We start from the raw sequence: 15,335 nt of genomic DNA, 5'->3' as shown, positions 1-15,335 counted from the left end.
ACAATATAAAGGTACCTCTATTCAGAACGCGATATATATCCTCAAGTTCAGAATTATTATCCCCAAATTCTTATGACTGGATATTTTCTTTAATTCTATATTCTGAAGGAGAAAGTGTAGTGTGCTTTTTGAAAAAGCGGCCGAAAGCCGATGCTGAATTAAACTGAAGTTCAAAGGCGATCTCCGATATGGTGACCTCAGGATTTCCAAGCATGACGTAAGCTTCTTTCAGCAGCGCTTCATCAATAACCTCATGAGGTGTTTTTCCGCTTGCTTTCTTAATGATTTCGATGAGGTATTTATTGGAAACATGAAGTTGATCCGCATAAAACTGAACCGTCCGTTCCCTGGTGATATTTTCACGGATCAGTTTACCGAATTTCAGATAAAGGTCTTTTTTTCCTTCTTCCTTTTCCGGATTTGAAGCATTTTCCTGTTCCATAATCTCAGCAGTCTCCAGCAGGAGATTGAAAATAATGGTACGGATAATTTCTTCAGTGAATTTACCCTGTTTCTTGGATTTTTTGTCAAGATAATCCAGAAGGTTCTGCAGCAATAAAGAATTTTTTGCAGTGGTCTTTACAATGCTGTATGAACCTTTGGAAAAAAGATTCATTTTTTCAATGATAAAAGGATTGGAAATATTTTTAATCAAAAAATTTTTGTCAAAGAATAGCAGTTTCATCGTAAAATCGTCACTTACCTTTCCAAATTTCACAATTGTAGAAGGCGCAGCTATTAAAAAGCTGTGAGCATCTACCCGGTATTTCTGGCGGTCTATCTCAATATTGATTTCCCCTGCAGTACAAATGCACAGGGCATAATAATCCATTCTGAAAGGAGACTTCGGAAATTTGAAAATCGGTTTCCCGGAGGAAATATAGTAGGATTGGCAGCAATCAATACTGTAAAAAGATAAGGTATCATGTAAATTTTCGTAGGTAAGCATTCTTACGTATTGATTAAATTTTTATTGTGTTTTTAATAAGTTTTAGTTTAAAACTTCTGTTATTACTGCAATTTACGTTTTTTATAAAAGTATTTGGGTCTTTATGTGCTAAAAATTATTTCAGACGGTCATGTTAAATGGTTTTATGAATATGTTTATTAAAAAAAGGTTTAAATAAGGGCTTTTGAGTTATTTTATCTAATTTTGCATTTTCAAATTACACCCCAAATATTATTGTGAGATTAATTAGCGTATATACGAGTTCTTTCAAAGGACTCTCGCAGGAGAGTTGGATGCTGGCGTTGGTAATGCTCATCAACAGGGCCGGTTCTATGGTACTTCCGTTTCTGGGAGTTTATATGACGAATCATTTGCATTTCAGTATTGAAAATTCAGGAATTGTACTGAGCTTTTTCGGAATAGGTTCGGTTATCGGATCGTGGCTGGGGGGAATGATCACTGATAAAATCGGTGAGTACAGGGTACAGAGCCTGAGTCTGCTGCTCAGCGTTCCTTTATTCTGCCTGATTCCGCTTTTTACAACAGAAGCTGGTCTGGCAGGAATTATTTTGGCTCAGAGTATTGTAAGTGAAACATTCCGCCCGGCCAACTCGGTAGCCATTACAAAATATGCAAAACCTGAAAATATTACGAGGGCTTTTTCACTGAACCGAATGGCTGTCAATCTGGGATTTTCCATCGGACCCGCATTGGGAGGCATTTTATCGGCTATTTCTTATGAGTTTCTGTTTTTCAGTAATGCACTGGCCGCTTTGCTGGCAGGGCTGATGTACATCTGGTTCTTTAAAGACCGGGCAAGATTAGCTAAACAGAAGGCAAAAAAAGTAAAAGAGGCAATTGTGATTAAAAAAGAAAGCTCTCCATACCGGGATGGTAAATTTTTGATTTACTGTGCCTTCTGTATGCTGTTTTCCATATGCTTTTTCCAGCTGTTCAGCACACTGACAATATTTTATAAGGATACTGCTCATCTTAGCCAGCAGAATATCGGATATATCCTGGGATACAGCGGTTTTCTGATCGTACTGCTTGAAATGGGGCTGGTACAGATTGCTGAGAAGTATTTTACATTAGCTTTTACAATGCTGATAGGAACTTTCCTGTGCGGATTTTCTTATGCCATGCTTGCTTTTGATTACAGTATGATTACACTTGTCCTGTCTATGACCTTACTTTGTGTGGGAGAAATATGGACACTTCCTTTTATGTCAACCATTACAGCATTACGTTCAGGGGAGAACAATAAAGGTGCTTATATGGGGCTGAACGGAATGTCTTTTTCCATTGCATTTATCGTCACCCCTTACATAGGAACACTGATAGCGGAAAAACTAGGCTTCAATGCATTGTGGATTGGAACCGGAGTATTGGCCGTGGCTATTGCCATTGGTTTCTATTTTATTATCCCATGGATGCTTAAAGATAAAAATAAGGAAGAAGAGATGATATAGCGCTTTTATTTTTAAACCAAAAGATGCGGGCAATTTCGTAGAAATTGCCCGCATCTTTTTTACTATTTACAAACCATTTACGATAAAGATTTTGAAAGAATCGTATTGATGATCATATTTGCATGAATTCTGGAGTTTTCAATAAACCATAAATGAGTATCTTTCCCTCCGCAAACAACTCCCGCAAGATAGAGATTGGAAATATTGGTTTCCATGGTTTCAGGATTGTAAAAAGGATTCAGGCAGTCTCCGTTGAGTTCAATTCCTGAGTTTTTAAGAAATTCAAAATCGGGAAGATAGCCTGTCATGGCCAGAACAAAATCATTATCAATTTCATGAATTTCTTCCTTTTCATCTTTAAAAACTACCGTATTTTCTTTAATTTCGATCATTTCTGCATTGAAATGGGCTTTAATACTGCCCTCTGCAATTCTGTTTTCAATATCCGGTTTTACCCAGTATTTTACACTTTTTGAAATCTCAGCATGACGGATGATCATGGTAACTTCAGCTCCTTTTCTGTACGTTTCCAACGCTGCATCTACAGCAGAATTACTGGATCCCACCACCACAATTTTCTGTCTTGCATAAGGGTAAGGTTCGGTATAATAATGTTTGACTTTCGGGAGACTTTCTCCCGGAATATTTATAAGGTTTGGAATATCATAAAACCCGGTAGCGATGACCACATTTTTGGCTCGGTAGGTTGCTTTGGAAGTCCTGATTTCAAATATTTCATCTTTTTTCGAGACATTCAGAACTTTTTCATACAGGTTGATATTCAGTTTTTTTTGCCTGGCAATTCCCTGATAGTATTCCAGTGCTTCCTGCCTTCCTGGTTTGGGAGCGGTAGAAATAAAAGGAATCTCATCAATCTCCAGCTTTTCAGCAGTAGAGAAAAAGCGCATGTACAAAGGATAATTGTAAAGAGAATTGACAATAGTTCCTTTTTCTATGATTACATAATTAAGATTGTTTTTTTGAGCTTCAAGGGCGCAGTTCAAACCTATGGGTCCGGCCCCGATAATCAGAATATCCAACATTTCCATCTAACAAATGTACGATGTAATTTTTAAAATGAGAAGCCGAAACAACTCAACTCTCATAGTCTTTATCTCTTTACATCATCTGCTCCTTGGCATCAGATTTGGTGTTTTCTACCAATTGCAAAATCTTAAATATGAAAAAATTACTGATTGCTGTATTCGTTATGAGTATTGTTGTAGCCTGTAAGAAAGAAGCTGGAAAACCTGTTCCGAACGAAATAGATTCCATCGCACAAAATAAAACAGACAGTGCACGTACGGTTCAGAATAGTGCTGATAAAGAAGCCGCTTTAAAGCAGACCAACGATGAAGCTTTGAAGGCACTGAAGAATAAAGATTACACCGCTTTTGCTTCGTTGATTCACCCACAGAAAGGAATCCGTTTTTCAATGTATGCTTTCGTTAATCTGAAAGAAGACAAACATTTTTCCAAAGCAGATTTTGAAAAATATCAGCCTACCAAAACTTTGTTTACCTGGGGAGCGCACGATGGTTCCGGAGATCCTTATAAGGCAACGATCAATGATTATTTGAGTAAATGGGTTTTTTCTAAAGATTTTACAGTATCACAATATTCATTGAATAAATTCATCGGAAGTGGTAATTCCCTGAATAATTTAAAGGAAATATATCCTAAATATGATTTCACAGAAAATTATATCAAAGGAACCGAAAAATCCGGTAATATGGATTGGAAAACACTACGTTTTGTATTTGAAGAATTTCAGGGTAAATATTATCTGGTTGCTGTTATAAATGACCAGTGGACGGTATAGAAGTTAGAAGTCAGAAGTGGCATGTAAACTTCCGGCTTCCAGCTTCTAACTCCCCCTCTTTTTTATTTATTTCAAAACTTCAGTCAGTTGGCGGGTCAGATTTCTTCTTGAGAACTGATCAATATGCTGAGTGTTTTCAAGAAGAGCGCCACTTTTCCAAAGGTTGAATTTTTCCTGAATAAATCTCTTGACTATTTCTGTGTCCTGATAACCGAAATGTTTTCCTGCCTGGGTTTCTTCCAGGATTTTGGCAACATCAGCCTTGTCCGGACCAAATGAAAGGATCTGCTTTCCGGAAGCCAGGTATTCAAATATCTTTCCGGGGATGATACCTTTTGAAGACTCATTCGGAAAGTTGGTAATAAGAAGCATATCAGAATGCTGCATTTCCTCTACGGCTTTTCCATGAGCAAGATATCCAAGGTTCTCAATATGATTTTTAAGGCTTGTATTTTCGATAGAATGTAATATTTTATCATCTATTCTCCCTACGAATTTCAATTTGAAGTCAGCTGCAAATTCAGTATTTTCCCTGATAAGCTCATCCAGTGCTTTCCAAAGGTTCTCCGGATTTCGGAGCTGCTCAAGAACCCCAATATAACTTAGAGTAAATACTTGTCTAATTTGCAAATTTGCCTTTTCGCTATTTTGTCCTTCTGCTTTTTTACCAGAATCACTTTCATCAAATCCATTGGTGATACAAAAAGCATTGGCTCCCGCTTTCCTGAAGTTTTCGGCATCAGTATAACTTGTCGCTAAGGTAATATCCGCATTCTTAAATACCGCACTTTCCAGCTGACGGTGCTTTTTATCCGAACTTTTGGTTAATTTCAAATGCTTATAATAAGAAATCTCTGTCCATGGATCACGAAAATCAGCAATCCATTTAAGATCCGGTAGTTTATTTTTGAGACCTAAACCAATCAGATGAAGAGAGTGGGGAGGACCTGAGGTTACAATCGTATCGATATTATTTTCTTTCAGGTATTTTTCCAGGAATTTAACGGAAGGTTTTACCCAGAAAACCCTGGCATCAGGAATGAAAAAATTACCTCTTACCCAGATTGAAAGTTTGGATTTCCAGCTTTGGTTTTTTCCGACATCAAACTGTCCGGCCTTAAATTTTTTGTTGCTTTTATTCAGCTTTTCAGCTAGCTGATAAGGCTCCCATATTTTGGTTCTTACGATCTCAATATTTTCAGGAACATCTTTCATCAGGGTTTCATCCAGCAATGGATAACTTGGGTTTTCCGGGGTGTAGATGATAGGTTTCCAGCCGAATTCCGGCAGATATTTTGCAAACTTCAGCCATCTTTGAACACCAGGACCTCCCGCAGGAGGCCAGTAATAGGTGATAATCAGTATTTTTTTCTGTTCCATTTTTAATTTAATGGTCTTTGTTATTCTGAACGCAGCGAAGCGCAGTGAAGAATCTCACTCTATCTCTTCATTGAGAAATTTCCAATCCGGATTGAATCCATTAATTAAGTTTCTGTCCTGTATATAATACTGTTTTTATTTTATCAGTCAGTATATAAACGTAGTAATGATGAGTGCCCAACGTTTTCATTTGAGATTCTCCATTACGCTATGCTTCATCAGAAAGACATTGCGTAACATTATTTTTATTGTTTAAGCGTTTTGTTCAGCAGCAATTTCTTTTTTCCTGTTTTTGTTCATCCAGAAAATTCCAAATGCAGCCAACAGGATAAATAATCCGAATGAAAGAAGAGAAAGCCATTTTCCTTTTTCAATCACTTCAGGTTCAAATACCATTCTGATATGATGGTTTCCTGCAGGAACATGCACGGCACGAAGCAAGTAATCTGCCTTGATGTAAGGAACTTCTTTTTCATCTACAAACATTTTCCATCCGTGAGGATAATACACTTCAGAGAATACTGCCAATTGAGGTGTCTTCGACTGAGATTTAAATTCAAGTTCGTTCGGCTGGTATTTAGTAAGATTGATATATGCTGCAGAATCTGCCTGAACCGGTTTGTTATCAAAATATGATTTGTCAGATGAAGCAATGACAGCTGTTTTTTTGTTATCAATTGTTCCAATAGATTTAATTTCCTGGTTAGGACTATCCACAAACTTTAAATCGCTTACAAACCATGCATTTCCGTTGGCTTTTGGATTAGGAACAACCTGTGGCTGGTCAGGACCTCCGAAAACCATGTACTTAGCATTCAGTAAGTTTAATACATTAGGTGTTTTTACACTGTCGATGCTATTGATATATTCGTTCAGTACGTCATCATATCTTCTTAGTTTTACAGCGTGGTAACCTCCGATAGAGGCTTTAAAATAAGATGTATTGGTTTCACTGGTTACACCCAGCGTCTGGTTGTAAATTCTGTAGTGAGTTTTATCTTTTTCAGCGATGGTTTCCAATGTTTTGTTGATGTTGACATTGGATAAAATAGATTCCAGATTAGGATTTCCCTGCACTTTTTCCGCCAGCAGATCTGAGCTCTCTGTCTGGAAAGGATTTTCAGCAAAGATTTTATCTACGTAATTTTCATCATTTAAATAGCGCTTGTTTACGCTCCAAAGATCAAATAAACTTACAACTCCGATGATAACCAAAGCAATATTCTGATTAAGCTTTTTCTTTAAAGTCAGGAATAATGCAGCAGCAGTAATCGCCACATAAATGAATGCTTTTATCGCATCTATTCTGAACAGTTTATATCTTTCATCTACAAGATAATCGAGCAGGAAAGGAGGGAAATATGTTTTTTCGTTTTCTGTAGCAAAGCCCAGTAATGACTTTCCAAAGATTAAAAGAATCAATAAAAAGCCTAAAGTTCCTCCTCCTACGTAAAGAAGGATTTTCTGTTTGTACTCTTCAGTCAGTTTTTCATCCGTAAAGAATCTGTATAATCCCAGAATGGCAATTAATGGGAATAATAACTCTACTACAACTAAGATTGAAGAAGGAGCTCTGAACTTATTATAGAACGGCACATAGTCGATAAAGAAATCAGACAACGGCATAAAGTTACTTCCCCAGGCCAGTAAAATAGTCAGGATAGAAGCTCCTAGAATCCAGTAACGGTATTTTTTCCAGGCAAAAAAGAATCCTAATAAAGCAAGGAAACACACAATCGCTCCCTGGTAAGCAGGCCCTGATGTTCCCGGCTGGTCTCCCCAGTAAGTTACCCCACTGAAACCTTTGGAAATTCTGTCCATTTCAGCCTGTGACCCTACATTTTCCTGAACCAGTTCCTGCACTCTGTTCATGATTTGTTTTCCCTCAGGCTCCTGGCTTCCACCACCCATTAATCTTGGGATGAATAGGTTTAAAGTTTCCAGTCGTCCATAGCTCCACATCAGCATGCTTTCTTTATCCATTCCGGATTTTCCTGAAGTATGGCTGTCATTATCCAGGATCTGCTTTCCACGAACGGTTTCTTTTACATATTCCGAATTGGCCATAATCCTCTGCGAATTCATACCCACTCCTATAACACATGCTGCCGCAATAATTCCTGATGAAATAAGGAAGTGCTTCATCGGAGTTTTTTTCTGAATGGCTCTGATCAGTTCAGAAAGGAATAAGAATCCCAGAGCAAGGAACAGATAATACGTCATCTGCGGATGATTGGCAGCGATTTGAAGTCCCATAAAAAGGGTCGTTACAATGAATCCCCAGATGTATTGTTTTCTGATATAAACCAGTAAAATTCCGGCCAACAGCGGTGCGAAATATTCAATGGTATTTACTTTACCATTATGTCCGGCTGCGATAATAATATAAAAATAAGTCGAAAGTCCGAAGAATGTAGCTCCCAGGAGAGCGTACTTCCAGTTTCTGACCACTACCATTCCCAAAAGGAAAAAACCTGCAAACAGCAGGAAGAGATAATTGACCGGCCTTGGCATGAAATTCAGATTGCTGTCAATTTTTTTGATGATATCACCCTTGAACTGGCTTCCCATCTGATAAGTTGGCATTCCGCCAAACATGGAGTCACTCCAATAGGTTTCATTTCCGGTATTGGCTCTATAATCAAGCAGTTCTTTTGCGCCTCCTCTGTACTGCACGATGTCATGCTGGAAAAGCTGTTTCCCTGAAAATACAGGAGTGGAATATAAAAATGCTAAAACTATAAATACTACTAATGAAACTGCAATATAAATTAAGTTTTTATTTTTTGCCATGCTGGTTATTATCTTTTATTTCTTGGAATTTTACCTTTTGTCATTACTCTCCTTTACCTCTTCGTAGTCTACAGTTTCTGCATCCCAGTTAAGGTTCTGTTTGCTATTCTTATTCGAGTTGTGTATGTCCTGCTGTCTTTTATTCTGGTTTTCATTGTTGAAGCGATAGCTGTAAAATGTCTTAAAGAAAATTCTTTTCAGGATATTCCAAACAAAGAAAATAATAATGGCAGTGAGTACTAACTCAAGAATGTACTTCATAATTTTTTTGTTTAAAGTTCAGTGTTTAAAAGTTATATTTTAAACACTGAATGTTTATTCAAGTTATTTGGCAGATGGGTTGACCATTACTGAAGAATTGGAAACGCTTTTCATAGACTGAGACTGTTTTCCATCTGAAATGGTTTCTATCTGAGTTGTTTTTACGTTGATATTCTGGTTGGTAATCCATCCTGTGCTTTCGTCAAACTTAATGGTTCCGTTCTGAACCAGTTCACTGCTCAGACTGTGTGTAATTGGTCCCTGAGCTTTCTTTTCTGTCTTCTTGGGAATCCCTCCTGTTACCGCAATTTCTGCAGCTCCGTTTCCTAAGCTTTTCAATACATAATTGGAGGTTACCTTTACTGCTCCGCTAGCGTCAGCATTTTCAGAAGTAGACCACTTTTCTCCGATTTTTACTCCTTTTTTAGGAATAATCATCAGGTTTTTGTGAAATTGATCTTTCAGTACTTTTTCGTTGAATGACTGTTTAAGGCTTGCTACTACACTTGCTTTTTCATTGGCGTCTTTGATCAGTGTACCTACCGCGTTGCCTACTTTTGTGTAAACAGCATCAAATCCTGTAATAGAAATTACATTCCCTTTGGTATCCATCTTCATCTGAAGTTTGTTTCCGGTAAGTGCTTTGTTGACATTCCAGATCATTTTAAGTTCATCTTCTTTAGGAAGAGGAAGTTTAGTATCCACTACTACAGTTTTTCCCTGTGCAGACTGAGAACTTCTCTTGGCTACAAGGTTAAGGGTCATTTCATATACATTTCCTTTAATATCATCCACCACGAAGTTCATCTCATCTGTGGATTCGCTGGTTGCAGTGATAGATTTTCCCTGAGGATCTGTCATTGTTTTTACATCTCTCTGATATGTGGTAAGAGGATATGTCTTTCCTTTTTCCAGCTTAAAAGTCTGTGTGATAACACCTGCAGAATCTTTGATAGCAGGATTTTCTGAAACTTTCGCTACTGAATCAGCAGGAACTTCTACAGTTACCGTTTTTCCTGTTTTAGGATCTACTTTCGTTATTTTTGCTGTTTCTTTTTTACAAGATACAAGAGCTATTGATGATATAAGCGCAAGCGCTGCAATGTTTCTCATTAATTTTAACTTTATTTTTTACTACTGTTTCTTAATAAATTATCTGCAATATCATGCAGTTTTCCCTGTGATTCTGCATCCGACTCATTGGAAAGCACTACGACTCCCATGTTTTTTGACGGATAAATCTGAAGCACACTTGAAAAGCCAAATGTACCTCCTGTATGATAAACGGTTTGGGTTCCGTCTTCATAGGTATGTAATCTCCAATATAATCCAATGGCATCTTCTTCATTTTTTACAAAAGGAGTATGGGATGTTTTCACGTACTTATTACTTTCATCCAGATGGTACTGCATGTATTTCACCAGATCCTCCGTAGTAGATATAATTCCTCCGGCCGGAGCGAAAATAGTGGTGAAATTCCTGGGCATTACCTTTCCTTTTTCGTTGTAACCGGTCAATCGTTGTGCAGAATTCGTACCAACAATAGTCTGATTCATTTTCAAAGGCTTCGTAATATACTCTGAAAGGAGATCTGTATAGCTTTTATGGTATACTTTTTCCAGGATATCTCCTGCAATTTGCGTTCCTGTATTGGAATATTTATACTCTAAGCCCGGAACAAAATCCAATTTTGCCAGATGCAGATCTTCATAAAACTTCTCCTTTGAATAGTTTTTATAAAAATCGGACAGCAGTATCGCCACTGAGTCCATCGGCTTTTGGAAGGTCTGTGACTGATCCGGTAAAAACTGTGGCAGCCCCGAAGAGTGATTGGTAAGGTTGCCAATCGTTATCGGATGCTTTCCAAATTCAAGATTAGGATAATTTCCGCCCAGATATTTACGGATATCATCATTCATTTTGATTTTATTATCCACTAAAGCATGAGCCAGAAGAGTTCCGGTAAATGTTTTGGTGATGGATGCAATCTCGTACAGACTTTTGGAAGTTGGAAGTTCCTGTTTTCCTGTTTCCGTTGTTCCATAATTATAAAAATAACTTTTACCATCTTTGAAAACACCTATTGAAAGACCTACACGTGCAGGATCCTGCATATACGCGAGAGCTTCTTTCTGAACCATCTTATCAAGATCAGTTGTAAGAAGGTTATCTGTGGCTATTTCTTTGGTCTGTGCATTAAAAATAAACGGAGCAAAAAATAAGGGTAAAAGTGATTGTATTTTCATGGTTTATGGATTGGGTATCACAGCCATTTTCTGTCTTACCGCTTCATACAAAATCGCTCCACAAGCTACAGAAACATTCAGAGATTGGGTTTTGCCTTCAATTGGAAGTTTTATTTTTTCATCAGCATGATGCAATACTTCTTTGGAAATTCCGGTTTCTTCATTTCCCATCACGATAGCACAAGGCTCAGTCATATTCACATCATAGATTAATTTCTGAGCTTTTTCACTGGCCGCATACACTGAAATACCGCTTTGCTGAAGGAAATCTACTGTGTGTGCCAGATTGTTTTCCTTACATATTTTGATATTATAGATAGCGCCTGCTGAAGTTTTTATGGCGTCAGAATTAATAGGAGCAGCGCCTTTTTCAGGAATGATCACCGCATCAATACCCACACACTCCGCAGTTCTGCAGATCGCCCCGAAGTTTCTTACATCAGTAAGTCTGTCCAGAATTAAAAGAAAAGGTGTTTTTCCCTGTTCAAATAACTGCGGAACAATATCCTCCACTTTATGAAACGGTACATCCGAAATAAAAGCAACCACACCCTGGTGGTTTTTTCTGGTAAAACGGTTCAGTTTTTCAACCGGAACATAATTGGGACGGATTTTATTTTTCGCTAAAATGGCTTTTAATTCAGCATAAATAGGACCCTGAAGTGCATTCTGCACAAAGATCTTGTCAATCGTTTTTCCCGCTTCAATTGCTTCAATCACGGGACGCAGCCCGAAAATAAAATCGTCTTTCATTGAGTTGTCAAAATTTTATGTTTAAGGATCAATGTTTAAAGTTCAAAATTCAAAGTTTAATGTTTAAAGTTTTGAAATTCAATTTTTGTACTTTGTTCCTTTTAAATCTGTTGTATTTAAATATTTTATAAAAGAGCTGATCTTTTTACTTAACGTTTCAGTTTGCTCAATTAATGTTTCAAATTTTTCCTGCGAAATAAGACTTCTGTCAAAAACCCGATACAGTTGTGATCTGGTTTCTCCACAGAAAGCTTTCGCAATAGAAAGAAATTGTATACATTCTTGTTTCCGTTTCTTTCAAATCCTTCAGCAATATTATCCATTACTGGTCCTGAAGATCCATCGATTTGATTACAAAGTTTAAAATTGTTTTTAAGATTGGTAGATTCAATAATTTCATAAATCTCATGATAAAGTTGTCGGGATAATTTCCGTATCTCTAAATCCTCAAATCTATTAATGGTTCCCATAACCTTAAACCTTAAACTTTAAACTAAGAACTAATACTTCTCTCCTAAAATTGCTCTTTTCTGTGCCATCACATATCCGTAGTGAAGGCTTTCATGCATGTTGTTGAAGATAATGGCATCCTGAATGCTTTTCAGATCCATCCCGAAACTTGTGGTGTAAGGGGTATAATCTGAGAAGAAATCACTGTCATAATCCTTCATTAAAATTTTGGAAGTTTCTGTAAGTAAAAATTCCAGATCTTCCACTTCTGATTTCTGAACATTTAAATTGGGTAAAGTTCCTTTCTTATAGGTTTCAATCCAATATTTATCAATACGGAACGGATTTCCGCTCAGGTAATAGTGCAGCAGCTGCTGTGTGGCAACCGTGTGTGCAATATTCCAGTAAATATTGTTGTTGAAGCCATCCGGAATCAGAATCAGATCTTCATGGGATGTGTTCTGGAGGATATCTAAAAGGTTTTTTCTTACCTGCCTGTGTGCTTGAAAATGATAATTCATTTTGCAGAATTTTTAATCACCAAAAATAGTTTAATAAACTGGAAATGACAATTTTTGAACAGGTGATTAAAGCAAAATTTATATATTTTTATGAAAAAAAAGGATAATCTTATTGAGTTTTAAGCCTTCAGCAATTCGTTACCTTGCATCAATACGGGAATTTTTAACAAACTTTAACTCAAAAATGGCATTTATTATGTTGATTAATGCAAGTATTTATCAGAAATTTACCACTTATTTTAAATCAAGCTATGTCAGAGATATATCAAGCTGAAGATATCCGCCAATTGACGGAAAAAGTAAAAGAAAAAAACTACTTATTTTCTCTTCTGAGACAGGAAATCAATAAAGTTATTATTGGACAGGAATACATGGTAGACCGTCTTTTGGTTGGGCTTTTAGGAAACGGGCACGTTCTTCTTGAAGGGGTACCCGGGCTGGCTAAAACCTTAGCGATAAAAACATTGGCAGATGCTGTTCACGGAGAGTTTTCAAGGATTCAGTTTACACCGGATTTACTTCCTGCGGACGTAGTGGGAACCATGATTTATAATATCAAAGACAATGACTTTTCTATAAAAAAAGGTCCTGTATTCGCGAACTTCGTACTGGCAGATGAGATTAACCGTGCGCCGGCCAAAGTACAGTCGGCACTTCTGGAAGTAATGCAGGAAAAACAGGTAACCATTGGTGATGAAACCATGAAGCTGCCAAAGCCATTTCTGGTACTGGCAACCCAAAACCCGATTGATCAGGAAGGAACTTATCTGCTCCCTGAAGCACAGAGCGACCGTTTCATGCTGAAATGTACGATCGATTATCCTGCTTTTGAAGATGAAAGACAGGTGATGAGAATGGTTTCAACTTCACATCAGCCGACTGTGAAACCGGTTATTTCCCTTCAGGATATTGTAGATGCTAAAGAATTGATCAACCAGATCTATCTGGATGAGAAAATTGAAAAATATATCCTGGATATGGTATTTGCTACACGTTATCCGGAAAACTACGGTCTTTCCGAACTTAAAAATTATATCAGTTTCGGAGCTTCACCAAGGGCATCCATTAATCTTGCTATTGCTTCAAGAGCCTATGCATTCTTAAAAGGAAGAGCATTTGTAATTCCTGAAGATGTAAAGGCGTTGGCAAAAGATGTATTGAGACACAGAATGGGGTTAACATTCGAAGCTGAAGCCGAAGAGATTTCAACAGAAGAAATTATCAACAGAATCTTAGCAAAAATCCAGGCGCCGTAATGAGTGAGGTAATTATCAGAAAAGCAGTCATAGCTGACTGTGCTCCTATGCTGGATTTAATCAGAGAACTGGCAGAATATGAAAAAGCGCTGCATGAGGTGACGGTGACGCTGGACGAATTTATTGAAGATGGTTTTGGTGTTTCTCCGGTTTGGGGAGCTTTTGTGGCCGAATATGAAGGAGAAATAGTCGGGATATCATTGTATTATGACAGATACTCAACATGGAAGGGGAGAAGGCTGTATCTTGAAGACCTTGTAGTAACGGAAAGACTGAGAGGAAAGCAGATCGGAAAGAAACTGTTTGATGCTACACTGGAACATGGAAAATCAAATAATTACAGCGGAATGGTGTTCCAGGTACTGAACTGGAATGAGCCCGCTATCAATTTTTATAAAAAATACAGTACGAAGTTTGACAACGAGTGGTCGAACGTATCCATTGAGTTTAAAGATTAACCCAAAACCCGGATCCCGAAACTCGAATATTAAACTTTGAATGTTAAACCTTAAACTTGTCTATGCAGATAAAAGATATTGTAAAAAAAGTAAAGCAGATTGAAATCCGGACCAGAAAAAAGACGGAAGCTGCTTTGATGGGGCAATATCACAGTGCTTTTAAAGGGCAGGGGATGACTTTTTCTGAAGTGCGTCCTTATCAGTTTGGAGATGAGATCAGAAGAATCGACTGGAATAAAACCGCCCGTTTCCGTGAGCCGTTCGTAAAAGTGATGGAAGAAGAAAGAGAGCTGACGATGATGATTCTCGTTGATATTTCCGCTTCCATGGATTACGGAACGAAAGTTCAGCTCAAAAGAGAATATGTGGCAGAAATTGCCGCCAGTTTAGGATTTTCAGCTGCAGGTAATAATGATAAAGTAGGGTTGATCTTATTTGCTGATAAAGTATATAAAGTAATTCCTCCTCAAAAAGGAAGAAAGCATATTCTTTCCATTATCAGTAATATTCTCACTGCAGATTATGTCCCTGCGGAATCTAAAATAGACAAAGCAATGGAATATATGATGGGAATATTTAAAAGGAAATCTCTGGTATTTTTATTTTCAGACTTTGAAGATGCTTATGATTCCAAAATGCTGAGAGTGGCTTCAAAGAAACACCAGCTGCTGGGAATGAGGATTTATGATGAAAAGGATAATGAAATTCCTGACGTAGGATATGCTCTTTTACATGATGCAGAAACAGGAAAGGAAATCTGGGCCAATACTTCCAGTGCAAGATGGCGGTATACCTTCGCGGAAGCTCAGAAACAAAAACTGAGAGCTCTGGAGGAAGACTTTGCCAACAGTTCTGCAGGTTTTATGAATATCATTACCGGTTCAGATTATTCAAAATTATTGTATAATTACTTTCAGAAAAAATAACATCGGGTTTGACCCATAACTAAAAAAAATGAGGCAGCTGCCTTTATT

14 protein-coding genes and 1 pseudogene are annotated in these 15,335 nt (G+C 37.5%); 5 read left to right on the top strand and 10 right to left on the bottom strand.

The window, feature by feature from the left end:
- Nucleotides 1-70: 70 nt before the first annotated feature.
- Nucleotides 71-949, bottom strand: coding sequence for a helix-turn-helix domain-containing protein (locus ACR1PO_RS04785; RefSeq protein WP_433986017.1), 879 nt, complete (start codon nt 947-949; stop codon nt 71-73).
- A gap of 293 nt (nt 950-1,242) precedes the next feature.
- Between ACR1PO_RS04785 and ACR1PO_RS04780 the strand changes: the two genes are divergently transcribed.
- Entirely contained in the window at nt 1,243-2,421 is a 1,179-nt protein-coding gene (locus ACR1PO_RS04780; protein ID WP_433986072.1) for an MFS transporter, read from the top strand.
- Nucleotides 2,422-2,498: 77 nt separating this feature from the next.
- Here the strand turns inward: ACR1PO_RS04780 and ACR1PO_RS04775 are convergent, their stop codons facing one another.
- Nucleotides 2,499-3,470 (bottom strand): YpdA family putative bacillithiol disulfide reductase, encoded by a 972-nt coding sequence (locus ACR1PO_RS04775; RefSeq protein ID WP_433986016.1) that lies wholly within the window; start codon nt 3,468-3,470, stop codon nt 2,499-2,501.
- A 131-nt stretch (nt 3,471-3,601) separates the two neighbouring features.
- Between ACR1PO_RS04775 and ACR1PO_RS04770 the strand changes: the two genes are divergently transcribed.
- Nucleotides 3,602-4,243 carry a hypothetical protein gene (locus tag ACR1PO_RS04770; protein WP_332387985.1) on the top strand — a complete coding sequence of 214 codons (642 nt, stop codon included), beginning with the start codon at nt 3,602-3,604 and terminating at the stop codon, nt 4,241-4,243.
- 66 nt (nt 4,244-4,309) lie between these two features.
- On the opposite strand, the gene ACR1PO_RS04765 is transcribed toward ACR1PO_RS04770, so the two are convergent.
- The 8 genes and pseudogenes from ACR1PO_RS04765 to ACR1PO_RS04730 all read right to left on the bottom strand — a co-directional run bounded on the left by ACR1PO_RS04765 (nt 4,310) and on the right by ACR1PO_RS04730 (nt 12,647).
- Entirely contained in the window at nt 4,310-5,623 is a 1,314-nt protein-coding gene (locus ACR1PO_RS04765; RefSeq protein ID WP_433986015.1) for a glycosyltransferase family protein, read from the bottom strand.
- Between the two features lie 252 nt (nt 5,624-5,875).
- Nucleotides 5,876-8,416, bottom strand: coding sequence for a YfhO family protein (locus ACR1PO_RS04760; protein ID WP_433986014.1), 2,541 nt, complete (start codon nt 8,414-8,416; stop codon nt 5,876-5,878).
- 30 nt (nt 8,417-8,446) lie between these two features.
- Nucleotides 8,447-8,677 (bottom strand): hypothetical protein, encoded by a 231-nt coding sequence (locus tag ACR1PO_RS04755; RefSeq protein WP_332387981.1) that lies wholly within the window; start codon nt 8,675-8,677, stop codon nt 8,447-8,449.
- Between the two features lie 63 nt (nt 8,678-8,740).
- The gene (locus ACR1PO_RS04750) at nt 8,741-9,790 is read right to left on the bottom strand and encodes a DUF6263 family protein (RefSeq protein ID WP_332387980.1); all 1,050 of its coding nucleotides are present in this window, start codon (nt 9,788-9,790) and stop codon (nt 8,741-8,743) included.
- An 11-nt stretch (nt 9,791-9,801) separates the two neighbouring features.
- A complete protein-coding gene (locus tag ACR1PO_RS04745) occupies nt 9,802-10,923 on the bottom strand; it encodes a serine hydrolase domain-containing protein (RefSeq protein ID WP_433986013.1) in 1,122 nt (373 codons plus the stop codon).
- A gap of 3 nt (nt 10,924-10,926) precedes the next feature.
- Nucleotides 10,927-11,676, bottom strand: coding sequence for a 23S rRNA (guanosine(2251)-2'-O)-methyltransferase RlmB (rlmB, locus tag ACR1PO_RS04740; RefSeq protein ID WP_131435288.1), 750 nt, complete (start codon nt 11,674-11,676; stop codon nt 10,927-10,929).
- 78 nt (nt 11,677-11,754) lie between these two features.
- A pseudogene (locus ACR1PO_RS04735) lies at nt 11,755-12,146 on the bottom strand (four helix bundle protein).
- Nucleotides 12,147-12,176: 30 nt separating this feature from the next.
- On the bottom strand, nt 12,177-12,647 hold the full coding sequence (locus ACR1PO_RS04730; protein WP_002977558.1) for a DinB family protein: 471 nt from the start codon (nt 12,645-12,647) through the stop codon (nt 12,177-12,179).
- A 251-nt stretch (nt 12,648-12,898) separates the two neighbouring features.
- Here ACR1PO_RS04730 and ACR1PO_RS04725 point away from each other — a divergent pair, with 251 nt between their 5' ends.
- The 3 genes from ACR1PO_RS04725 to ACR1PO_RS04715 all read left to right on the top strand — a co-directional run bounded on the left by ACR1PO_RS04725 (nt 12,899) and on the right by ACR1PO_RS04715 (nt 15,287).
- Nucleotides 12,899-13,903 carry an AAA family ATPase gene (locus ACR1PO_RS04725; protein ID WP_041461642.1) on the top strand — a complete coding sequence of 335 codons (1,005 nt, stop codon included), beginning with the start codon at nt 12,899-12,901 and terminating at the stop codon, nt 13,901-13,903.
- Nucleotides 13,903-14,361, top strand: a complete 459-nt coding sequence (locus ACR1PO_RS04720) for a GNAT family N-acetyltransferase (protein ID WP_433986012.1) — start codon at nt 13,903-13,905, stop codon at nt 14,359-14,361. The genes ACR1PO_RS04725 and ACR1PO_RS04720 overlap by 1 nt, the downstream gene beginning before the upstream one ends.
- Before the next feature lie 62 nt (nt 14,362-14,423).
- Nucleotides 14,424-15,287 (top strand): DUF58 domain-containing protein, encoded by an 864-nt coding sequence (locus ACR1PO_RS04715; protein ID WP_433986011.1) that lies wholly within the window; start codon nt 14,424-14,426, stop codon nt 15,285-15,287.
- Nucleotides 15,288-15,335 lie beyond the last annotated feature (48 nt).

The sequence above is a fragment of the Chryseobacterium amylolyticum genome (assembly GCF_051011775.1).
Taxonomy (GTDB): domain Bacteria; phylum Bacteroidota; class Bacteroidia; order Flavobacteriales; family Weeksellaceae; genus Chryseobacterium.
The sequence above is the reverse complement of the archived record's forward strand: the minus strand, read 5'-3'. Positions and strand labels throughout refer to the sequence as shown.